This window comes from Salegentibacter mishustinae (assembly GCF_002900095.1).
GTDB classification, from domain to species: domain Bacteria; phylum Bacteroidota; class Bacteroidia; order Flavobacteriales; family Flavobacteriaceae; genus Salegentibacter; species Salegentibacter mishustinae.
This window is the reverse complement of sequence record NZ_LLKN01000002.1, coordinates 1,321,445-1,344,305: the sequence shown is the minus strand read 5'-3', so window position 1 is coordinate 1,344,305 and position 22,861 is coordinate 1,321,445. Positions and strand designations below refer to the sequence as shown.

The window sequence follows — 22,861 nt, the reverse complement described above, 5'->3', positions numbered from 1 at the left end:
TTATAAGAAAACATAAAATAATTCTATTTCATTCAAAAGAATACTTCCACTACCTCCTGACCTTGAGCTGCTCCTCAAACATTTAAATTAGACATAAAAAAAGCAGGAATTTATGGCTTAAATCCCTGCTTTTGTTTAATGCAATCAGCTTAATTAAATAGCTAGTTTTTCAGTAAAAACCTCGCCAGAAACACTTACTTTAAAAATATATTCACCTTTTGGCATTTTTGAAAAGTCAAGTGTTTTATTCATAGTGTAAGTTTTCTCTCTCATCTCTCCAACTAACTCACCACTGGCATCGTATACTCTTAGGCTGGCATAAGTTTTTGAAGGATTAGTCAGGAAAAACTTCACCTCTTTATCGTTAACCTTATAAATAGGCTTAAACACTACGGCTGCTGTTTTAGCTTCAATTCTAATCCCGCTAGAAGATTTTTTAATTACCGTAGTATAAACACCATTAAGATCTTCAGTATTTAAGAAATAAGTTCCGGCAGGAATTCGACTAAAATCAATTTGTTTACTGTAATTGCCATCTAATGCCGGGCTATCTTTAAATAAGATAAAGCCAGAAATGTCTTTTAAACTTATAGTACTTACCTCATCTAACTCTATAATAAGAGTTTGCTCTTCTTTTACACTAACCTCCACACGATCAGCTGCATAAATATTTATTCCTGTAATTAAAGCTACTAGCAATAACGAATTTTTCAATAGTTTTTTCATAATACTGTTTTTTAACTGTTAATACTCCTTGTATTCATTTACAAAGATAAGCCAGGGTTTCCCTTTAGAATAGTAGTGAATAAACAAGAAAATGTTCATTATTAACCTTTACAATTATTTAATACTTAATTATTGTACAAATAGCATATTTTTGAGTTAATTTTGTTTTAGAGTGGAATATTAAGTGCACATTATATAAAAGTTAATTTATTGACAATATGGTAAAAATTAGTAAACCTTCTTTTGAAAAAGTCGATCCAAGCTTTGGAAGTTCATTTTCCTTTAAAAGTTTTAACCAGGAGAATCAAAACAGAAATCATACTTTTTGGCACTACCATCCAGAAATTGAACTTGTTTATGTAAATGGGGGCTCGGGAAAAAGGCAAATTGGAAGTCACATTTCATACTATCAACACGGTGATCTTATTCTAATTGGCTCTAACCTGCCGCATTGCGGCTTTACAGATAGTTTAACCGATAACGATAAGGAAACCGTAATACAATTTAGTCCCGATTTCCTCGGAAAAAATTTCTGGGAAATTCCTGAAATGAGAAATGTGCGGGTTTTACTTGAGCGGGCCAAAAATGGAATTGTTTTTCACGGAGAAGATAAAAACCTTATTGGGGAAAAAATAGAAGCCTTAAGCTCATTAACTAACTATAAAAGGCTACTGGGTTTGCTAGATGTTCTTAATATGCTGGAAAATGCAAAAGATTTTACGCTTTTAAATGCCGAAGGCTTTGTACTGGATACCGAACTTGAAGATCACAATAGAATTAACGTGATCTTTAATTTTGTAAAGAACGAGTTTAAAAGAAATATTGCCCTGGAAGAAATTGCCGATGTGGTGAGTATGACGGTGCCGGCTTTTTGTAGATATTTCAAAAAAACGACTGGAAAAACTTTTGTACAATTCGTGAACGAATATCGCCTGGTACACGCTGCAAAATTACTACACGAAAAGCAAATAAGTATCACCGATGTGTGCTTTGAAAGTGGCTTTAATAATTTTAGTCACTTTAACAAGCAGTTTAAAAAGTTTACCGGCAAGTCACCTTCGGTTTATCGTAATGAGATTAAGTTCGCGGTTTCATAAGCATTTCTATTATATAAAAAAAGATCCCATTTCAACTAAAACGGGATCTTTTATATTCTAAATTCAGCAGAAATTATTCGTTCTCGTGCATAAATTTCTGCTTGGCGAGTAATTCTTCTTCGCTTTCTACGTGTTCATCATCTGGTACACAACAATCTACCGGGCAAACCGCAGCACATTGTGGTTCTTCGTGAAATCCTTTACATTCTGTACACTTATCTGGTACAATATAATAGATCTCATCGCTAATAGGTTCCTGGGCTTCGTTAGCATCGGCTTCTTTCCCGTTGGGTAGTACTACGTTACCTTCCAGGTCTGTACCATCGGCATAACGCCAGTCATCTGCACCTTCGTAAATTGCTGTATTTGGACACTCGGGCTCGCAAGCACCGCAGTTTATGCACTCATCTGTTATAACAATTGCCATAGCTTTTTTCTTTGTAATTTAATTATCATAAAACTTAGTTGGTATTTCCCGTCGTTTTTTAGGAGTTTGCCGCCTTAAGTTTTAATTTCGCGCTACAAATTTAAAGCCATTGGCTATCATAACCAAATAAGGAAATGACAATCGAAGAAAGAAAATCATATTTTGTTCAAGTGGGAAAATTCCTGAGTCTTTTTGGGGATGCCACTAATAATTCAATAAAAATAACGCCTGAAAACGAAAGATTTTTTAATGAATTAATTAATAAAATTGATCAGGCTGTTCATTATAATGGCTGGTTTACTCGAGAAAACGTGATTTTTTCACTTCAGCAATGGAGCAAAGCGCTAACGCAAAGCAATTTGGACCAATGGCTTGAACCTTATAAATTCGATAAACCAGAACAAAAAACCGTAGCCATTATTATGGCCGGCAATATTCCATTAGTTGGATTTCACGATTTTGTTTCGGTTTTAATTTCAGGGCATAAAGTACTGGTAAAACAATCTTCTAACGATAAACAATTGTTACCGGTAATTGCCGGGTTTCTAATGAATATAGCGCCAGAATTTGAAGAACGAATAAGATTTACTGAAGATAAACTTACCAATTTTGATGCGGTAATCGCTACCGGAAGTAACAATACCGCACGCTATTTTGAGTATTATTTCTCTGGGAAACCTAATATCATAAGAAAAAACCGAAATTCGGTTGCCATTCTTACCGGTAATGAAAGTAAAGAAGAACTGGAAGCTCTAAGCGAAGATGTTTTTAGATATTTTGGTTTAGGTTGCCGCAATGTTTCTAAACTTTATGTTCCCGAAAACTATAATTTTGATGCTTTCTTTAAGGCGATGTACCCGTGGAATACTTTATTGAATTCAGCTAAATACTCCAATAACTACGATTATAATAAAGCAGTGTATTTAATGAGTGAATTTAAATTGCTGGAAAACGGATTTCTTATTCTAAAAGAAGACGAAAGTTTTGGTTCCCCTATCGCCACCTTGTTTTATGAAAAATATGAGGATGAAAAGGAATTACAGGAAAAGCTTGAGCAAAATAAAGAAAACCTGCAATGCGTTGTAGGAACAAATGCTGAAGTTGATTTTGGCCAAACCCAACAACCAAAATTATGGGATTATGCTGATGGCGTAGATACTTTAAAATTTTTAGAAGAACTTTAAAACATAAGACTAACCACTTTTATAAACCAACTATGAAAAAACATAATTATAGCGCCGGGCCCTGTATTTTACCGCAGGAAGTTTTTAAAGAAGCGGCTCAGGGCATTTTAAATTACCAGGATTCAGGCTTGTCTATTATGGAAATTTCCCATCGTAGCACAGCTTTTGTAGACGTGATGGAAGAAGCCCGAAACCTTTCTCTGGAACTTTTAGGGCTTCAAAATAAAGGCTATAAAGCCTTGTTTTTGCAAGGAGGTGCCAGTATGCAATTTCTAATGACGGCTTATAACTTACTGATTAAAAAAGCAGCTTATCTAAATACCGGTACCTGGTCTTCTAAAGCGATAAAAGAAGCGAAAATTTTTGGCGAAGTAGTTGAAGTGGCCTCTTCTAAAGATAAAAACTTCAATTATATCCCAAAGAATTATCAAATTCCTTCTGATGTAGATTATTTTCATTGCACCAGCAATAACACCATTTTCGGAACGCAAATAAAAGATTTCCTTGATGTTGATGCCCAATTGGTGTGTGACATGAGTAGCGATATATTTTCCAGGGAACTCGATTTTTCAAAATTCGATCTTATTTATGCGGGCGCTCAAAAAAATATGGGCCCTGCGGGAACTACACTCGTGGTAATTAAAGAAGATATTTTAGGAAAAGTTGATCGTGAAATTCCATCTATGCTCAATTACAATGTACACCTGGAAAAAGATAGTATGTTTAACACTCCGGCTGTTTACGCGGTGTATGTTTCGCTTTTAACCCTAAGATGGATTAAAAATCACGGCGGAATTGCAGCCATGGAAAAACGAAATACCGAAAAAGCCGATCTACTTTATAAAGAAATAGATAGAAATCCGCTTTTTAAAGGTTTTGCTGAAGTTGAAGACAGGTCTACAATGAATGCCACTTTTAATCTTGTAGACGAAAGCAAGAAAGAAGATTTTGACAAACTTTGGAAAGATGCCGGCATTAACGGACTTAACGGTCACAGAAGTGTTGGAGGGTATCGGGCTTCTATGTATAACGCCTTAGATATTGAAAGCGTAAAAGTACTGGTTGAAACCATGCAAAAGCTCGAAAAACAGTCCTAAAAAAGCCTAAAACCAGCTGAAATAGTATTAATAAACTGAAAACGTACAGGAAAATATATTCCTGAAAATTCCCATACAGGGATTAAATTATAAAATAAATGAAACCTGAAGATTTTTTTAATAAACCTACTACTCCAACTCAACCTGAAAAGATTAAAATTTTGGCCAACGATGGTCTTGCAAAAGCTGGAATAGAACAGCTTGAAAACGCAGGATTTGAAGTTGTTAGCACCAAAGTTGCCCAGGAACAACTTGCCGATTATATTAATTCTAAAGGCATAAAAGTTTTATTGGTACGTAGTGCCACCACGGTAGATAAGGCTGTTATAGATGCGTGTAAGAATTTAAAAGTAATAGGTCGTGGCGGCGTTGGTTTAGATAACATTGCCGTAGACTATGCTGAAAGCAAAGGCATAAAAGTTATTAATACACCCCAGGCAGCTTCAGCTTCTGTGGCAGAACTTGTTTTTGCCCATCTTTTTAGCGGAGTTAGAAAATTATTCGATGCCAATAGGAATATGCCCCTGGAAGGTGAATCGCGCTTTAAAGAATTAAAGAAATCTTATTCCGCAGGAATAGAACTTAGAGGAAAAACGCTGGGAATTATTGGTTTTGGAAGAATTGGTAGAGAAGTCGCCAAAATAGCCTTAGGCCTCGGAATGAAAGTAATTGCGAGCGATAAGGAAGTAGGAGAAGTAAAAATCACTTTAGAATTTTACAATCATCAAAGTATAGAAATACCCATTAAAACTGAGCCTGTTGAAGAACTCATAAAACATTCAGATTTTATAACGCTGCACGTACCTGCGCAAACTAAACCATTAATTGGCAAGAAGGAGCTGGATGCGATGAAACCCGGAGTTGGTATAATTAATACCGCCCGCGGCGGCGTAATAGATGAAGTAGCACTTTTGGAGGCTATAGAAGAAGGTAAGGTTTCATTTTCTGGTTTAGACACTTTTGAAGCAGAACCAAGACCGGCCATAAAATTGTTGATGAACGAAAAGCTTTCTTTGAGTCCGCACATTGGCGCTTCTACTCTTGAGGCACAGGAGCGTATAGGTTTAGAACTTGCTCAACAAATAATTTCACACTTTAAAAAGTAGATTATAGTAAAGCTTTAACGCCTCATACTGGTTAAAAGCCGTAAATTCAATAAAAAAATAATTTATGGCTTCTATATTAGATTTACTGAACACACAAATGGGAGAAGAACTGGTAAAGAAAGCCAGTTCAAAAACTTCTGAAGATAAGGGAAAAGTGACATCAGCCCTTGGAATGGCTTTGCCATTAATTCTTGGTGCGATGAAGCGAAACACTAAAGATCCGGAAGGTGCTGAAAATTTAGATAAAGCCTTACAGAGCGAAAAACATAATGGTGACGTCTTAAACAACCTGGAAGAAAAAGATGCTGAAGAACTTACCGGCGAAGGCAGTAAGATTTTAAACCACGTGCTGGGTTCCAGGCAAATCGGAATAAGTAAAACCATTGCCGGAGCTTTAAATATGGACGAAACTTCTGTAAACAAAATTTTGGAAATGGCTGCTCCTGTTATAATGGGGCTATTAGGGCAACAAAAGCGAAAAGATAATATAGGCGCTTCAGGATTATCTGACTTACTAGGCTCTGTTATGGGATCCAATTCTTCCCACGATCAATCTTTAGTGGAAACTTTATTAGATGCCGATGGCGACGGTAGCGTGATAGACGATGTCGCAGGAATGGTACTGGGCGGCAAAAAAGGAAAAAAAGGTGGAAGTTTGCTTGGCGGTATGTTGGGTGGTAAATAAAAATAAGGTATAATTTTTGTCCTATTTTGTTTACTGAACACCTTTAAAAGTAAGTTTCAATTAAAAAAATAAGCTCACAAGCTGAGTTAAAGAACAAGAATGAAAAATTTCATATATATAATATTATTAGGATTATTTGTTTACAGTTGTGGAAGCACAAGGGATAGAAAACTTGGGGATTCTCAAACTAATCAGGACACCGTGCGTATTGCTAATGATAGTTTAGAATATGAAATAATTATCATTGAGCCCGGTTTTAATTTATTTATAAATTCCATCGCGAGACCTGAAGGTTATTACTCTCAGCAGTATTTAGAAAACAAAAATAGATTTTTGGTATCAGAATTTAATCAACGGGTAAGCCAGCCGCAGAATTATAATCCTGATCTCTATCTTCAGGAAATAAATTATAATCCTTCCATAGATTATGGTTACGAAGTGAATTACTTGTTGTACAATTATTTTGTCTTTTTTAGCAGGCACTATAACCAAAAATTCTCTGTCCCTACACGCATTTAACAGTGTTTATTTTAATTCTTGAATGCTTTTAGTACTTTTGTCGTATGAATAAATTAAAAGCGCGTTGGGGTATTGATTCTAATTGGCAAATATTTATAATTCTTATAGTATTCGCTATTACGGGATCTACATCGGCTAAATTAGCTGAACCCCTATGTAATTTTTTAGGTATTTATGAAACCACTTCCCATTGGGCCGTTTATTGGAGTGCCAGAATTTTCCTGATTTTTCCAATTTACCAGGTATTATTGGTTAGCTTCGGCTGGATCTTTGGCCAGTTTCAGTTCTTTTGGTCTTTCCAGAAGAAAATGTTAAGTAGAATGGGACTTGCTAAGTTATTTCAATAATTTTTTTTGAAGATCTTTAAACACATATTCGCCATCTCACTGGGAGTTTTACTTTTAATTCCCGCGGCTATTAGCTTCTCGCATATCTTTAGCGGGCACGGGCACGAATTGTGTTATAATTATGCCGATGAGCATTTTCATGCAAGCAGCATTGACTGTGAATTACACTCTTTTCATAAAAACCCTGCACTAGTTGCCAACTTCATTAATTTTGAACCTTTTGTAGAAAAGCAGGTAAAAAAACAATTCTTCGATTTTTATCAATTTTTAAGTGATTATCAGAAGCTACCTTTCCAGCTTCGCGGTCCGCCAGCGACTGCCTAACATTTCGATTTTTATTTGTTAGAAGTACAATTATTTAAAAAATTACTATGAAAAGTTTACTTTTCTCATTGCTATTCTTAGCAGTGAGTCCTATTATATATGCTCAGAATACTTTCTCTGGCAATATTAACAATGCTGAAACCGGAGAACCAGTATTTAGCGCAAATATTTATTTCCCAGAACTCGGTAAAGGCGATATGACCGATATTGATGGAAATTTTAGCATACAGAATATTCCTAATGGAAAATTTAAAGTTGTGGTTTCATCGGTAGGATTCGCGACTTACTCTAATGAACTGGATTTCCCTGAAACTTCAAGTTTAAACATCACTTTAGAAAAATCTGCCATAGAAATGGAAGAAGTGATCGTCTCTACTCCTTTTCACCAGTTACAAAGTGAAAATGTAATGCGGGTAGAGCGTGAAAATGTGGAAGAATTAAACCGAAAAGGTGCGATCACTTTAAGCGATGGGATTACACAAATTGCCGGGGTAGAAAGCTTAACCACCGGCGTGGGAATTGGCAAACCTGTGATACGTGGTTTGAGTTCTAATCGCGTTTTGGTCTACACCCAGGGCGTACGGTTGGAAAATCAACAATATGGGGATGAACACGGGCTGGGAATAAGCTCTAAAGGAATAGAAAGTGTTGAGGTTATAAAAGGTCCCGCTTCCCTACTCTATGGGAGTGACGCTATTGGTGGGGTACTTTATCTAAACCCTGAACGCTATGCTGCAGAAAATGAAACCAATGCTGAAGCAGACGTTAATTATTTTAGCAATACCCAGGGTTACCAGGGAAGTTTGATGGCCAAGACTTCAGGAGAAAAATTGAAGTTTCTTGCTCGGGGGAGTTATGCCGCGCATAGTGATTATGAGACAGGAGATGGTGAAAGAGTTACCAATACCCGTTTTAATGAAACCGATTTTAAAGCCGGAATTGGTTACCAGGATGCTAAATTCAAAACCGATTTAAGGTACAATTTCAATAAATCTAATATTGGAATTCCGGAAGAGATTGGTGTACAATCTACAGATAAAGCCCCTCTTCTTCCCTATCAGGAAATAGATAATCATATTCTAAGTTTAGAAAACAAGATTTACTTCAACAAATCAAGTCTGGATTTTAAGATTGGTTATCAATATAATGACCGAAAAGAATTTGAAGAACATCATCACGAAGAACACGGAGAAGAGGAACATGAGCACGAAGGTGAGGAAGAACACGCTGAAGAAGAGCACGAAGAAGAAGGTGTAGATCATCCTGCGTTAGAGATGCATCTTGAAACTTTAAATTATAACTTAAAATATATTTTACCACGAACTGGAAGGTTTGAAACCATCTTGGGAGTTCAGGGAATGCACCAAACCAATACAAATTACGGTGAAGAGATTTTAATTCCCGATGCAACAACTACAGATTTTGGCGTATTTGCTACTACCCACGTGCATTTTGATAAGTGGGATTTTCAAGGAGGACTTAGATATGATATACGAAATATCGATAGCGAAGCGGTAGAGCCTCACGAAGATGAACACAGTGAAGAAGAATATGCAGACGAGGGTGAACACGCCCACGAAAGCGGAGAAATTGCAGCTGTAGATAGGTCTTACAAAAGTATAAATGGAGCCATAGGGGCAAAATATATTATTACAGATAGACTAAGTGCTCGTTTAAATCTTGCTACTGGTTTTAGAGCTCCTAACCTATCTGAACTGACTTCTAATGGAGCTCACCACGGGACTAATAGATATGAAATTGGAGATCAAACCCTTGAAAACGAACAAAATTTCCAGGTAGATCTATCTTTAGAATGGAGAAATAAGCATTTTGAAGCTTTCGTAAACGGTTTTCATAACTCAATAAGCGATTATATCTACTTACAACCCACCGGAGAATTGATTGAAGTAAATCCCGTTTTTGAGTATACACAGAATAATGCTGAATTGTATGGTGGAGAAATCGGGCTTCACATTCACCCTCACCCATTAGATTGGTTACACCTGGAAAGTAGTTTCGAAACAGTGACTGGAAAAAGAAATAATGGTGAATACCTACCATTAATTCCGGCGAACTCTTTAACCAATACTTTTAGAGTAGAGTTTGAAGACGTAGATGAAAAAATTTATAGCAAATATGCATTTATTCGATTAAAAAATGTTTTTGATCAAAATAATGTGAGTGCTTTTGAAACCAGAACCGGAGGCTACGGTCTTCTAGGTGCCGGATTTGGAGGACAGTTTGCTATTAATTCAACTGAAATGATAATTGGAGTAAGTGGAAATAATATTTTAAATAAAGATTATATCTCACATCTTTCCCGTTTAAAACCTGATGGCATTTCAAATATTGGGAGAAACATTTCGGTTTCCGTTAGATGGTTGCTATAATAGTTTGTATAATAAGCTAAACCAGCTTGGCTATAAACAAAAAAGTCCTCTCAAGTTTTTGAAACCTGTGAGGACTTTTTTTTATTTAGCAATTATTTATACTACTATTTTCTTTTTTCCTTCTACTTCAGGATTATTGTCTTCAATATTGTCTATATGAGTTAAATCGTTCTTTTTTCTTTTCTTGATAATGCTGTAAGCAGCAATTCCTGCTCCCGCGGCCAATGCTCCAACTCCCAGTGCACTTGCCGGTTTTTTCAGGATAGCTTTACCCGCTTTAAGAATAACAGCTCTTTTAAGCCATTTTATACCTTTTTCTACTACTTGATTATTCATAATTGTATGTTTACTGGTTGATACCATTGTCGGTAGTATAAATGTCGCAGTAATTTTATAGTATAAGCGTTAAAGAGATTTCAAATAACACAGTTTTAACGATATGAAGTTTATTTATAGAATTCAGGGCAGCTATTAACTAAAAGAAGTAAGTTTCCTGGCATACCTTTCTGAAGCAGAATTAATTTGAGCTCCTAATAAAACCGTAAAACACGGTTATAGAAAGCCATAGCATCAAAATAACTACGGCAGCAATAGAGCCATAAACTTCACCATAACTTCCGAAGTTACTTACGTAGAATGAAAAACCCCAGGAAGCTATCAGCCACAAAATAGTAGCAACCAGCGCACCGGGAATTACCCACTTTAGTTTAGGATTAGTTCTTTGTGGTGCATATTTATAAATAACACAAAGGAAGCACCCCACAGTTATGGCTAAAAGAGGCCAACGCAGCCAGTTAATTAGGATTTCAATATTTTTAGGCAAACCAAATTCGCCTACAATAGCCGGAAAAGCTACAATTAAAGCCATACTTAGAATTATCTGTATTATAGCTCCAAAAGTAAATAGTAAGGTAAGTGCATTTTCTTTTATAAAGCCACGTTTACTTCGGGTAGCGTAAGCTACATTTACACCCTTGAACAATGATTTCATTCCCTTATTGGCACTCCAAATACTAAAAAGAATCCCGAAGGCCATACCCCAACCGAGAGTACTTCCCGAAGTAGAAATAAATCCCTGCAACCTTTCCTCTACAATTCCAAAAGCTTGCTCCGGAATCATAGACCCAATTTGAGTTAATTGATGTTCAATTTGAGCCGGACTTACCGCCAGACCATAGATAGAAACCAAAGCCATTATAGCAGGAAAAATGGCTAGAAATGAATAGAAAGCTACACCAGCCGATACAATCCCCAGGTTGTTTTCCTCTATTTTGTCTTTTATTGTAAAAGCTATTTTCTTCCATCCAGAAAATGATATTTTGGAAGGTTTAGAAATTTCTGGCCTGCCGTTTTCAAATTTTGACATATTAAAAATTATTTTTGAGTAAACTACTTCAGAGCATTCAATCTCTGTTCCCTAATAAAGTACATAAATGAGCTCTAAATCATAGAAATATAGCTGTTAAAGAGTTTTTAAATAATTTATATTAAAACAAAAAAAGATCCCAATTATGGGATCTTTCTTAAATTATATTAGAACTATGTTGAAATTTTATTCTATAATTTCAACATCTATAACTCGGTTATCTCCTTGTTTGTTTTTGCCCCAAACAAAAGTATAGAAATACATTAATGTAAAGGTTGGAATAATATCTGTTCCAGGTAAAATCTCTTCTAAAAATACTAATACCGATGCCACTTTTCCTTTTTTACCGGGATACATCTCGCCCATTTTCCTGGCAGCAAATGGTGCCCATAATAAATCTAAAAACGGCCCCACCAAAGGAATCGCCATAGTAGCCATACCTACCGCATCGTAAATAAGGCCTTTTATAAATAATCTATCTTTTAAAAGTTTCATTTTGATTGCTTTTAAACATAATAAAGCAAATAAAGTGCCAAGTCACTATTTAAGATTTGAGCTGATAAGTTTTAAGAATTCATTCCTGGTTTCTATTTTTTCAAACTGTCCCCTAAATCCTGAAGTCGTGGTAGCACTATTCTGTTTCTGCACACCGCGCATCATCATACACATATGCACAGCTTCTATCACCACAGCAACTCCTTTTGGTTTCATAGTTTTATTTATACATTCAAGAATATCATGGGTTAAACGTTCCTGTACCTGCAACCTTCTGGCAAAAACATCCACCACCCTTGGCAATTTGCTTAAACCTACTATATGACCATTGGGAATGTAGGCTATGTGCGCCTTTCCAAAAAAAGGCAACATATGGTGTTCACACATCGAGTATAACTCAATGTCTTTTACCACCACCATTTCGTCATAACTTTCCCTGAACATGGCTTCTTTTAGAATGGTTTCACCATCCATCTTATAGCCTTGCGTTAAAAATTGCATGGCTTTAGACGCTCTTTCGGGTGTTTTTTCTATGCCTTCACGGCTAATATCCTCTCCTATTCCTTCAAGGATATTTCTGTAATTTTCCTGAAGCCCATCGGTGACTTCAATATTATACTCTTCTTTAAATTTGTAAGCCATCTTTCTATTTCAATTTGTCCGCAAAGACTTCTGTTAGTTTCTTTATTTTAGGATCTATTATAAACTGGCAATACGGCTGCTGCCTATGCTGGTTATAGAAATCCTGGTGTTCCTTTTCGGCAATATAAAAATCTTTTACTGCACTAATTTCGGTAACAATTTTATTCTGAAAAATTTCCTTATTTTCAAGTTCCTGAATTACTTCTTCAGCTATTTCCTTTTGTTTTTCAGAATGATAAAATACCGCACTTCTATATTGAGTGCCTACATCATTCTGTTGGCGATTTAGCGTTGTAGGATCGTGTGTTGCCAAGAATACGTATAATAATTCCTGAAAGCTTATAATTGTAGGATTAAACCTTATTTGAATAGCCTCTGCGTGGCCGGTTCTACCGGTAATTATCTCACGATAAGCAGGATTTTTTATATTTCCCCCGGTAAATCCTGAAAGCACCTCTTCTACTCCTTTTAAACGTTGAAAAACTGCTTCTGTACACCAGAAGCAACCTCCTGCTAAAGTTGCAAGTTCTAAATTTTCTGAATTCATAGATTAATTTTGTTTAGCAAATTTAAGGTATTAATAAACAAAAATATCGAGTTTAACTTGAATTTAAATTATAGCTTGTTCTCCATTGAGAACTATGATATATTTGAGCTCATTTTTACCCAAATCATCAATTAATGCTTTCGAAATTCTGGTTTATTTCAATTTTCTTCATTTTTACTCATCAAATTTTTGCTCAAATTGACAGCCTTCAGCGTAAAAATTATACAGCCGTAGCAACGCAAAATGCTCCTATAATAGATGGAGTGTTAGATGATCAGGCCTGGGATAAAGCGCCTGCGGCGAATAACTTTGTAATGTATTACCCCGGAGATGGCGATCCAATTCCTGAAACTCATAAAACTACGATTAAAGTGATTTATGATGATAATGCACTATATATCGCCGCTACTTTGATTGATAAAAATCCTGAAAAAATTGTAAGGCAATTTACACAAAGAGATAACCTGGAACAAAGTGATTATTTTCAGGTAGATATTAATACTTACGACGATGGTGAAAATCAAATTAGGTTTGCGGTAACAGCGGCTGGTACCCGTGCCGATGCCAAAATAACAGGTGAGAATACAGATTTTGGTTTTAATATTGTTTGGGATGCAGCGGTTTCCCAGGATCAAAATGGCTGGTACGCAGAGATGCGAATTCCCTATGCTGCGCTACGATTTCCAGAGAGTAAAGAACAGGAATGGGGAATTCAGTTTTTAAGGCAAATTTCTCATAAAAATGAAAGTTACACCTGGAATTATGTAAACAAAGCCGTAGGGCAAATGAGTCAGCAAACAGGCTTAATTAGTGGAATAAGAAATATAAATCCTCCTACCCGATTGAGTTTCTACCCTTATACTTCTGCTGAAGTAGATAGATTTGATGGGGAAACCGAGACTAATTTCAATGCAGGTTTAGATGTGAAATACGGGATTAGCAAAGCTTTTACTTTAGATATGACTTTGGTTCCGGATTTTGGTCAAACTGCTTACGATGACGTAGAACTTAACTTGGGCCCATTTGAACAAATCTTTGGGGAAAATCGTGCTTTTTTTACTGAAGGAACCGAGCTTTTTACAAAAGGAGATCTCTTTTATTCCAGACGAGTTGGAAATACACCTATAGGATTTAACAACGCACAACGTGAAAAGCTTGAAAATGAAGAAATTCTTGAAAACCCGGTAAGAACAGATCTTCTAAATGCATTAAAAGTTTCGGGAAGAACAGAGCGCGGCCTTGGAGTTGGTTTTTTTAATGCGGTTACGGCTGAAACTAAAGCAATTTTTAGAGACACCATAACCGGTAATAATCGCGAGAAAGTTACCGAACCACTAGCTAATTATAATATTTTGGTCCTGGACCAGCGTTTTAATAAGAATTCTTCTATCACTTTAATAAATACGAATGTTACAAGAGAGGGACATTTTAGAGATGGAAATGTAACTGGCTTTCTATTTGATGTTTTTAATAGATCGAATTCCTTTAATGTAACAGGGGAAGCAAAAATGAGTAATGTAAATTTAGCTGGACAAAATGAAACCGGCTTTGCTTCTGAATTTTCATTGAACCGAACTAAAGGCAATTTCAGGTATGGCATTTCTCACGAATTAGCCAACGAAACCTATGACATTAACGATCTTGGAATTAGTTTCACCAATAATTACAACAACTTTTACCTCAACACTTCCTATCAAATTTTTGAACCCAGCGGAATTTTCAATCAGTATAATATAGAATTGTATGGCAATCATCAACGCAGGTACCGGCCAGATATTAATGTAGCCACCGGCGGCGGTGCAAGCATATTTGCAATGACGAGGGATAGATTTGCTTTTGGTGGTTTTGCAGAAGTGAATTCAGCTTTTAAAGACTTTTTTGAACCGCGCAGAGAGAACACTTTTATCACTTACCAGCCAAATATTACCGGGAATGCCTGGATCTCTTCAGATTATAGAAAGAAATTAGCTTTAGATATTCGCTCTACTTACCAGGTTTTTGGTGAGAATTCTCGCGAAAGATTCAATTTTATCTTTAAGCCCAGGGTTCGAATAAGTAATAAATTCCTGGTAATTTATGGTTTTGAATATGACAATGAGATCAATCGTCCCAGTTTTGTCACCCTTCAACCTCGCGATATTATTTTTGGGAACAGAGATATGAGAAGTTTTGAAAACTCGCTACAGGCAAATTATAATTTTACCACACGGCAGGGTTTAAACTTAAGCTTTCGTAATTTTTGGTCAGTTGCTCAATTTGAAGAAGATAAATTTTCAAAATTAAATAAAGACGGCAGTTTATCGGCTGTAGATTATAACCCTGAAGAAAATTATAATCCCGATGCTAATTTTAATATTTGGAATCTTGATCTAAGTTATCGCTGGCAATTTGCACCCGGTAGTGAAGCCATTTTATTATACAGAAACTCAATTTTTAACCAGGATGAATTGAGTGATCTTGACTTTCAGCAAAGTATGGATAATCTTTTCGCCAGGCCGGCAAGACATAATATTAGCTTGCGTATTGTATATTACGTAGATTATAACCGGGTCAAAAACATATTCAATTCTTAGCTTGGGGGTTTTCCTTAATTTGGCTAATTTTCCGGGCCTAAATAGAAGAAATGATTTCAGCTAAAAATATTCATAAATACTACGGAGACCTTCACGTTCTAAAAGGTCTTGATCTTCATATTAAAAAAAGCGAAATTGTTTCTATAGTGGGAGCTTCTGGAGCCGGGAAAACCACTTTACTTCAAATTTTAGGGACTTTAGATAAACCCGAAAAAAATAAGGAATCTTCCCTGCAGATCAACGATACCAATATTTACCGACTTTCTTCAAAAGAACTATCTAAGTTCAGAAATAAGAATATTGGCTTTATTTTCCAGTTTCACCAGTTATTACCTGAATTTACGGCACTAGAGAATATTTGTATCCCTGCTTATATTCACAATACTCCAAAAGAAAAAGCTGAAGAACGCGCCAAAGAGCTTTTAGGTTTCTTAGGACTTAAAAACAGGGCCAACCATAAACCCGGGGAACTTAGTGGTGGCGAACAGCAACGTATTGCGGTAGCCAGGGCATTGATAAATAATCCCGCGGTAATTTTTGCCGATGAGCCATCGGGAAATTTAGATAGTGAATCTGCCGAAAATCTTCACCAGTTATTTTTTAAGCTTCGGGATGAGTTTGAACAAACTTTTGTCATTGTAACCCATAACGAGGAACTTGCTGATATGGCCGACAGGAAAATCACGATGCAGGATGGAAAAATTATTGATAAAAAGGAAATTTAACCAGTTTGAAAAAAAGTGAACTCAAATCTTTTCTCGATTTCAAAGCCGAACAATACAATACTCCTGAATTTATAGCTACCGACCCGGTGCAAATTCCGCATCAATTCAGTAAAAAAGAAGATATTGAAATTGCCGGGTTTCTTACGGCGACCATTGCCTGGGGAAACCGAAAAAGCATTCTTAAAAATGCTAATCGTTTAATGGAAATGTTGGATCGCAGTCCCTATGATTTCATATTGAATCACTCTGAAAGCGATCTTGAAAATCTGTCTGGATTTGTGCATCGTACTTTCAATGAAACAGATCTTTTTTATTTTATTTCAGCTTTAAAGAATATCTATACAAACCACGGCGGTATTGAAAATGTCTTCACTGAAAATGCTGAAAAAAAATCCTTACAACCGGCTATTCATGAATTCAAAAAGGTTTTTTTTGAAATTCCTCATCCGGCCAGAACGCAAAAACATGTGAGTGATCCCCTTAAGAACTCCGCAGCCAAGCGAATTAACATGTATCTACGATGGATGGTAAGAAATGATAAGACCGGGGTAGATTTTGGATTATGGGAAAAACTCGATGCATCTCAATTGAGTTGCCCTTTAGACGTGCATTCGGGAAACGTGGCAAGAAAATTAAAACTTTTAAAAAGAAAAGCTAACGATGCAAAAGCTTTAGCCGAATTGGATACTTCGTTAAGAAAACTTGATGCTTCCGATCCCGTAAAATATGACTTCGCTTTATTTGGCCTGGGAGTTTTTGAAAAATATTAGTAAAAATTTAACATCGTCCGTTAATTTTGTTAAATTTGATTTAATTCAATTTTACATTTATGTTACGTCCTGCGATTCCAGAAAACGAAAGTCAACGACTGAAAGCGCTTCAGGATGCTAACATTTTATATACTCCTACCCAGGAAGAATTCGATAATATTACCCAGTTAGCTTCCTTTATTTGCAAGACACCGGTTTCCTTAATTTCTTTGGTTGGCGAGCACGAGCAATGGTTTAAATCTAAATATGGCACCGATCTCTGCACCTCAGATCGTGACATTTCTTTTTGCAGTCACGCTATCCTAAATCCGGAGGAGTTAATGGAAGTACAAGATACCAGGCTGGACAAGCGTTTTGAAGACAATCCCTTTGTGCTCTCCGAAAATGATCCTGTTCTATATTACGCCGGAATGCCTTTAAAAGACGTTAATAAAATGGCTCTGGGCACGCTTTGCGTGATTGATACCAAACCAAACAAATTAGATCAAGATCAAAGAAAAGCCCTGAAATCTCTTGCCAAACAAGTGGAGATTCTCTTAGAATTAAACCGGAAAAACGATTACCTGGAGAACGTAAAAAAGGAACTGAACGACCACAACGCCATGCTTAAGGATTTTGCCGGTGTGGTTTCTCACGATATGAAAATGCCCCTGGCAAATATGATTATCACCGCCGATATTCTTAAGGCAAAGTTTGGAGAGAAATTAGGAGAGGAAGGTTTATCTTATTTAAAAAACCTCAAACAAGCCGGATTAAGGCTTAGCGGCTATATTAATGGTATTCTTGATCATTATGAAAGCGATAGTATTGCTGCTTCTAACAATGAAGAGTTCGATGTTAATCATTTGCTGGAAGAGATTATAGACCTACTAAATATTACAGAAGATTGCATTATAAATCTTCCGGAAGAAAATATTATAATCAGCTCTAACCGGGCGGCACTGGAACAGATTTTTTTAAACTTGTTAGGTAATAGCCTCAAATATAACGACAAACCAAAAATTAAAATCGATATCGAATTTTCTCAAACTCCCGATTTTTATTATTTCAGTGTAAAGGATAATGGTATAGGCATTCCAAAAGAGAAAGAAGATGATATTTTTAAATTATTTACCATTGTAGCAAAAAGCGACCGTTCTGGAAATAAAGGTAATGGGATAGGTTTATCTACCGTAAAAAGACTGGTAAGTAATTTGGGCGGAAACCTAAAAATGAAGTCTGAAGTGGGTAAAGGCACTCGTTTTAATTTTTCGATTAGAAGAAAACTTTAGACAATATACTTTTTAATATAAAGCTAAACTGGCAAAAGGTATGCAGCAAAAATATATTTCTTCAAAAGAAAAATTACGCCGGGCAGCTCTTGCAGAATATGCTATTTTTAATTCTGGAGAAGACAAAGATTATGATCAGCTTACCTATTTGGCGGCGAAAATTTGCCAGGTTCCTGTTGCTAAGATAAGTATAATAGGTAAAAATAAGATCTGGTATAAATCTGTATATGGCGTAGAGCAAGACGAAATCTCAAGAAAAAACTCCTTCTGCGAACAAAGTATCTGGGCTGGAGAAGAAATTTTTAGCATTAACAGTAAAGATCATCCCGAATTCTTTGAGCAGGCTAAAGGAGTTTATCAATGCAATTATCAATTTTATGCCGGTGTGCCCTTATTAAACGCAAATGGCCACGCCATAGCGGTCTTCAGCATTTTCGATACAAAAATTAGGAAGTTAGATACAGAGCAAAAGAAGTCTTTACTGGCTTTAGCCAACCAGTGTATGAACCTTTTCGAGGCGCGTAAACACAAAACTAAACTTCAACACGTTCAGCGAAAATTAAAGCAGAAATATAAAGAGTTAGAGAAATTTGCCAGCCTGGTCTCGCACGATATCAAATCACCCTTAGCCAATATCATTTCTTTAACCGAATTGCTCAAAGACGAAAATAAAGAAAAACTGGATGACCAAAGCAGGCAGTATCTTGATTTTCTAGTAGAATCATCATATTCCCTGCGTAATTATGTCGATGGAATTTTAAAATTTTACCGCAGTGATCACATTCTGGAAAAAGATTTTGAAGACGTGCACCTCCCTACGCTACTAAAAAAAATCACCGATCTATATAGCTTAGAAGAAAATGTACAAATTACGTATCCCGATAAAGGGCATTTAAAAAAGGTAAACAAAGCTGCACTCAGTCAGGTTTTTATGAATTTGATTAGTAATGCTTTAAAATACAATAAAAAAAACCAGAGAAAAGTAGATATCACTTTTAAAACTACAGATTCCTATTACTGCTTTGCCGTAAGCGATAACGGGAATGGAATAAAAAAAGAAGATATTGATAAAATCTTTAAACTCTTTACAACTTTAGATGCACAAGATAGGGACGGAAATCATGGCAGTGGCATTGGCCTCGCAACAGTTAAGAAGCATATAGAGCAAATGCAGGGTTCTATAGATGTAATTTCTGAAATAGGTGAAGGCAGCACTTTTAAATTCAAAATTAAACGCCCTTAGCTTAAATTCCATTTCCTATATTTGATAAACTTTTTAAAGCTTTATGGAATTTAAACAGCCGGAACTTCTTTATGCCCTGTTTTTACTAATCATCCCACTGGCTGTTCATTTATTTCAACTCCGCCGATTTCAAAAAGAAGATTTTACCAATGTAAAGTTTCTCAAAAAAGTTATCCGCCAAACCCGAAAAAGTTCTCGATTAAAGAAATGGCTGGTATTAACTACAAGAATGCTGATGCTTGCATTTTTGATCCTTGCTTTTGCCCAACCCTATTTTCCTGCAGAAGATCCAGAAGCTGCCTCGAGCGAAAAAGTCGTTTTTCTAGATAATTCTTATAGTATGCAAGCCGTTGGACAAAATGGCGAGCTTCTCGCAGCTGCGATTCAGGATTTGATTAAAAGCCTTCCTGAAAATGAAGAAATAAGTCTATTTACGCATAATGATGAATTTAGAAATCTTTCTGCGCAAGAATTAACTGCAGAACTTCAAAATCTTGGTTTTGCCGAAAATCCTTTAGATTTCAACACTCTAAAACTAAAAGCAAATCAGCTGTTAAAGGCTTCTGCTAAAGACAAAGACTTTATTTTTATTTCCGATTTTCAGCAAAATTTAAATTTAGATAGATCAATAGACTCTCCTACTAACTATCATTTTATTCCCCTGGTTCCCGAAAACACTCAGAATATAAGTATAGATTCCATGTTTATTAGCAATCGGGAAGCTAATGAAATTAATTTTCAGGTGCTGCTTAACAGTTCCTCTGCTTATTCAGAAAGCATAAGTGTATCAGTTTATAACGGGGAAGATCTTTTGGCAAAACCTGCGGTGAGTTTTCAGGAAAATGAAAGCGCGCAAGCCGGTTTTAAAATTAATGCAGAAGAAATTGAAGATGGAATGATAAAAATTGAAGATGCTGCGCTGGAATACGACAATACGTTATTTTTTAGCTTTTATAAACCAAACCCTGCCCAGGTGGTGGTTATAACTGCAAATACAGATGCTACTTTCTTAAATCGTATTCTTACTCCTCCCGAGTTTAATACAGAAATATTTGAAATAGATCAGCTCGATTTTAATAAACTAAACACTGCCGATCTTGTAATTCTTAACGAATTGGAATCAGTCTCAGCAGCTTTAAAAACTAATTTAGTAAACCTTCATAGTAAGGCAGTGCCGCTGGTAATAATTCCTTCAGGAAATAGTGATCTCAATTCTTACAATAAATTCCTTACTCAGCTAAATGCTCCTTTATATTCTGGATTGAAAAACAAAGAAACCTTAATTACCGAACTTGCTTTTGATCATCCTTTACTCGCTGGTGTATTCAACGAAAAAGTTGAAAATTTCGATTATCCCAAAGTGCAGACTTATTATGAAATCCAAAATGGAAATAACGTAATTTCTTTTGAGAATAATTCAGGTTTTCTAGCGGAAGGAAATGGAGTTTTTCTATTCTCGGCACCGCTGAATAATGAAAATTCTAATTTCAGAAATTCCCCACTTATAGTTCCTGTATTTTATAATGTAGGGCTTAGCGCTTTAAAAAGCCCAGACCTATATTACGAAACAGGCAAAGACATCGAAATTAAAATTCCGCTTCAAACCCACCAAGACGAAGTAGTTCATTTAGTTTCAGAAACCGAAGATTTTATTCCCCAGCAACGATCTCTTGGTGATAATGTTGAAATTAAGACGAATTCACTTAAAATTCCGTCAGGAAATTATTTTTTAGAATATAGGGGCGAGAAACAGACTTACCTGAGTTTTAATTCTCCCAGAAGCGAGAGTGAACTTGAGTATAACATCCCAGAAGAAACAGAAAACATAAAAATTCATCAAAATATAGGTGCTTATTTTAATGAACTAAAAGTAGCCAGCCAAAGCCACGAGCTTTGGAAAAGCTTTGTTATTTTTGCATTGTTATTTCTAATTGTAGAGATGCTACTCTTAAGGTTTCTTAAGTGAAATCAGCACGATATTGGACTCAAAAAATATACAGGGAAATGATTATAAGCCTGTAATAAATTCCCACATTGGGATTAAATTTATAAAGAAATGAAACTACTTTTAAAATCGGCCACTATCATTGATAAACAATCGGTTTACAACAATAAAAAGCTGGATATTTTAATTGAAAATGGAATTATTAAACAGATTGCCAAAGACATTTCCACAGAGGTCGATAAAGTGATTAATGAAGAAAATCTTCATATTTCCAGGGGTTGGTTTGATAGTAGCGTAAGTTTTGGAGAACCCGGTTTTGAAGAGCGTGAAACCATTGCAAACGGACTAGATACTGCCGCTAGAAGTGGTTTTACCAGTATTGCCTTAAATCCCAATACCTACCCTATAATTGATAATAATGGTGCGATTACTTCGGTTAAATCTAAGGCAGCGCATCACCCGGTTAAATTATTTCCCATCGGGGCTTTAACTGTTAAAGGTGAAGGTGTAGATCTAGCCGAACTATATGATATGAAACAAGGCGGTGCCGTAGCTTTTGGAGATTATAAAAGAGCGATTAAAAATCCTAATCTACTGAAGATTGCACTTCAATATGCTCAAAATTTTGATGCGCTGGTGCAATCTTTTCCGCAGGAAGATCGCATTGCCGGGAAAGGAATGGTAAACGAAGAGCAAAGCAGTACCTCGCTGGGTTTAAAAGGAATTCCTAATCTCGCAGAGGAACTACAAATAGCAAGAGACCTTTATTTATTGGAGTACACCGGTGGAAAACTACATATTCCTACAATTTCAACTAAGAAATCGGTGGCGCTAATTAAGGAAGCCAAAAAGAAAGGTTTGGATGTTAGTTGTAGTGTAGCCATTCATAATCTAATCTTTACTGATGAACTTTTGCAAGACTTTGATACTAATGCTAAAGTTTTGCCACCGCTAAGAACCAAAGAAGATATAAAAGCCTTAATAAAGGGAATAAAAGACGGGACTATAGATATGCTAACCAGCGATCACACTCCAATTGACACCGAGCACAAAAAAGTGGAGTTTGATAATGCTTTATATGGGACTATTGGTTTAGAATCGGCATTTGGCGCTTTAAGTACTATTTTTTCTACGGAAGAAGTGATTGAAGTATTAACAAAAGGAAAGCAACGTTTTGGCCTGGAAGATATAGAAATTAAAGAAGGCAATGCAGCAGATCTAACCCTATTTATTCCGAAGGAAAAATATGAATTCACCGAAGCTCATATTTTTTCAACTTCTAAGAACAGTATTTTCAAAAACTCTTCACTTCAGGGAAAAGCTTTAGGAGTTATTACCAAAGCGGGGGATTTCGGTTTATAAATTTCGCTATAAATTTAATA

At 35.9% G+C, this 22,861-nt stretch carries 23 protein-coding genes; 16 read left to right on the top strand and 7 right to left on the bottom strand.

All coding sequences use genetic code 11. The features are described 5' to 3' along the window. Positions 1-153 precede the first annotated feature (153 nt). Complete coding sequence (locus tag APB85_RS09045; protein ID WP_057483044.1) at positions 154-726, bottom strand: T9SS type A sorting domain-containing protein; 573 nt, start codon at positions 724-726, stop codon at positions 154-156. A gap of 218 nt (positions 727-944) precedes the next feature. Between APB85_RS09045 and APB85_RS09040 the strand changes: the two genes are divergently transcribed. Next, a complete protein-coding gene (locus APB85_RS09040) occupies positions 945-1,823 on the top strand; it encodes an AraC family transcriptional regulator (protein ID WP_057483043.1) in 879 nt (292 codons plus the stop codon). 73 nt (positions 1,824-1,896) lie between these two features. Here the strand turns inward: APB85_RS09040 and APB85_RS09035 are convergent, their stop codons facing one another. Next, positions 1,897-2,250, bottom strand: coding sequence for a 4Fe-4S dicluster domain-containing protein (locus APB85_RS09035; protein ID WP_057483042.1), 354 nt, complete (start codon positions 2,248-2,250; stop codon positions 1,897-1,899). 134 nt (positions 2,251-2,384) lie between these two features. Between APB85_RS09035 and APB85_RS09030 the strand changes: the two genes are divergently transcribed. The 8 genes from APB85_RS09030 (at position 2,385) to APB85_RS08995 (ending at position 9,902) form a co-directional block, all read left to right on the top strand. Beyond that, positions 2,385-3,434: an acyl-CoA reductase gene (locus APB85_RS09030; RefSeq protein ID WP_057483041.1), complete on the top strand. Its 1,050-nt coding sequence runs from the start codon at positions 2,385-2,387 to the stop codon at positions 3,432-3,434. A gap of 32 nt (positions 3,435-3,466) precedes the next feature. After that, complete coding sequence (gene serC, locus APB85_RS09025) at positions 3,467-4,531, top strand: 3-phosphoserine/phosphohydroxythreonine transaminase (RefSeq protein ID WP_057483040.1); 1,065 nt, start codon at positions 3,467-3,469, stop codon at positions 4,529-4,531. 152 nt (positions 4,532-4,683) lie between these two features. Further along, a complete protein-coding gene (locus APB85_RS09020) occupies positions 4,684-5,637 on the top strand; it encodes a D-2-hydroxyacid dehydrogenase (RefSeq protein WP_057483250.1) in 954 nt (317 codons plus the stop codon). Between the two features lie 64 nt (positions 5,638-5,701). Then, positions 5,702-6,322, top strand: coding sequence for a DUF937 domain-containing protein (locus tag APB85_RS09015; protein ID WP_057483039.1), 621 nt, complete (start codon positions 5,702-5,704; stop codon positions 6,320-6,322). A 99-nt stretch (positions 6,323-6,421) separates the two neighbouring features. After that, the gene (locus APB85_RS09010; RefSeq protein ID WP_057483038.1) at positions 6,422-6,841 is read left to right on the top strand and encodes a DUF6146 family protein; all 420 of its coding nucleotides are present in this window, start codon (positions 6,422-6,424) and stop codon (positions 6,839-6,841) included. A 44-nt stretch (positions 6,842-6,885) separates the two neighbouring features. Beyond that, positions 6,886-7,188 carry a DUF6787 family protein gene (locus APB85_RS09005; RefSeq protein WP_057483037.1) on the top strand — a complete coding sequence of 101 codons (303 nt, stop codon included), beginning with the start codon at positions 6,886-6,888 and terminating at the stop codon, positions 7,186-7,188. 6 nt (positions 7,189-7,194) lie between these two features. After that, positions 7,195-7,512 carry a hypothetical protein gene (locus APB85_RS09000; RefSeq protein ID WP_057483036.1) on the top strand — a complete coding sequence of 106 codons (318 nt, stop codon included), beginning with the start codon at positions 7,195-7,197 and terminating at the stop codon, positions 7,510-7,512. A 47-nt stretch (positions 7,513-7,559) separates the two neighbouring features. Next, entirely contained in the window at positions 7,560-9,902 is a 2,343-nt protein-coding gene (locus APB85_RS08995) for a TonB-dependent receptor (RefSeq protein WP_057483035.1), read from the top strand. A gap of 96 nt (positions 9,903-9,998) precedes the next feature. Here the strand turns inward: APB85_RS08995 and APB85_RS08990 are convergent, their stop codons facing one another. The 5 genes from APB85_RS08990 to msrA form a co-directional block, all read right to left on the bottom strand. Further along, a complete protein-coding gene (locus APB85_RS08990; RefSeq protein WP_103294448.1) occupies positions 9,999-10,238 on the bottom strand; it encodes a hypothetical protein in 240 nt (79 codons plus the stop codon). A 181-nt stretch (positions 10,239-10,419) separates the two neighbouring features. Then, positions 10,420-11,268 carry a YihY/virulence factor BrkB family protein gene (locus APB85_RS08985; protein WP_229792222.1) on the bottom strand — a complete coding sequence of 283 codons (849 nt, stop codon included), beginning with the start codon at positions 11,266-11,268 and terminating at the stop codon, positions 10,420-10,422. Positions 11,269-11,454: 186 nt separating this feature from the next. After that, positions 11,455-11,763, bottom strand: coding sequence for a hypothetical protein (locus APB85_RS08980; protein WP_057483033.1), 309 nt, complete (start codon positions 11,761-11,763; stop codon positions 11,455-11,457). Positions 11,764-11,808: 45 nt separating this feature from the next. Then, positions 11,809-12,405 carry a GTP cyclohydrolase I FolE gene (gene folE / locus APB85_RS08975; RefSeq protein ID WP_057483032.1) on the bottom strand — a complete coding sequence of 199 codons (597 nt, stop codon included), beginning with the start codon at positions 12,403-12,405 and terminating at the stop codon, positions 11,809-11,811. A gap of 4 nt (positions 12,406-12,409) precedes the next feature. Continuing rightward, positions 12,410-12,952, bottom strand: a complete 543-nt coding sequence (msrA, locus tag APB85_RS08970) for a peptide-methionine (S)-S-oxide reductase MsrA (RefSeq protein ID WP_057483031.1) — start codon at positions 12,950-12,952, stop codon at positions 12,410-12,412. A 134-nt stretch (positions 12,953-13,086) separates the two neighbouring features. On the opposite strand from msrA, the gene APB85_RS08965 reads away from it, so the two are divergent. From APB85_RS08965 to APB85_RS08935, 7 genes are all read left to right on the top strand, one after another. Beyond that, a complete protein-coding gene (locus tag APB85_RS08965; protein WP_057483030.1) occupies positions 13,087-15,525 on the top strand; it encodes a DUF5916 domain-containing protein in 2,439 nt (812 codons plus the stop codon). Positions 15,526-15,575: 50 nt separating this feature from the next. Continuing rightward, positions 15,576-16,250 (top strand): ABC transporter ATP-binding protein, encoded by a 675-nt coding sequence (locus APB85_RS08960; protein ID WP_057483029.1) that lies wholly within the window; start codon positions 15,576-15,578, stop codon positions 16,248-16,250. A 5-nt stretch (positions 16,251-16,255) separates the two neighbouring features. Further along, the gene (locus APB85_RS08955) at positions 16,256-17,020 is read left to right on the top strand and encodes a TIGR02757 family protein (protein WP_057483028.1); all 765 of its coding nucleotides are present in this window, start codon (positions 16,256-16,258) and stop codon (positions 17,018-17,020) included. 59 nt (positions 17,021-17,079) lie between these two features. Then, positions 17,080-18,291, top strand: a complete 1,212-nt coding sequence (locus APB85_RS08950) for a sensor histidine kinase (RefSeq protein WP_057483027.1) — start codon at positions 17,080-17,082, stop codon at positions 18,289-18,291. Positions 18,292-18,331: 40 nt separating this feature from the next. Next, complete coding sequence (locus tag APB85_RS08945; protein ID WP_057483026.1) at positions 18,332-19,534, top strand: sensor histidine kinase; 1,203 nt, start codon at positions 18,332-18,334, stop codon at positions 19,532-19,534. Between the two features lie 43 nt (positions 19,535-19,577). Next, positions 19,578-21,500 carry a BatA domain-containing protein gene (locus APB85_RS08940; RefSeq protein ID WP_057483025.1) on the top strand — a complete coding sequence of 641 codons (1,923 nt, stop codon included), beginning with the start codon at positions 19,578-19,580 and terminating at the stop codon, positions 21,498-21,500. Positions 21,501-21,590: 90 nt separating this feature from the next. Beyond that, positions 21,591-22,841, top strand: a complete 1,251-nt coding sequence (locus tag APB85_RS08935; protein WP_057483024.1) for a dihydroorotase — start codon at positions 21,591-21,593, stop codon at positions 22,839-22,841. The last annotated feature ends 20 nt before the right edge of the window (positions 22,842-22,861 follow it).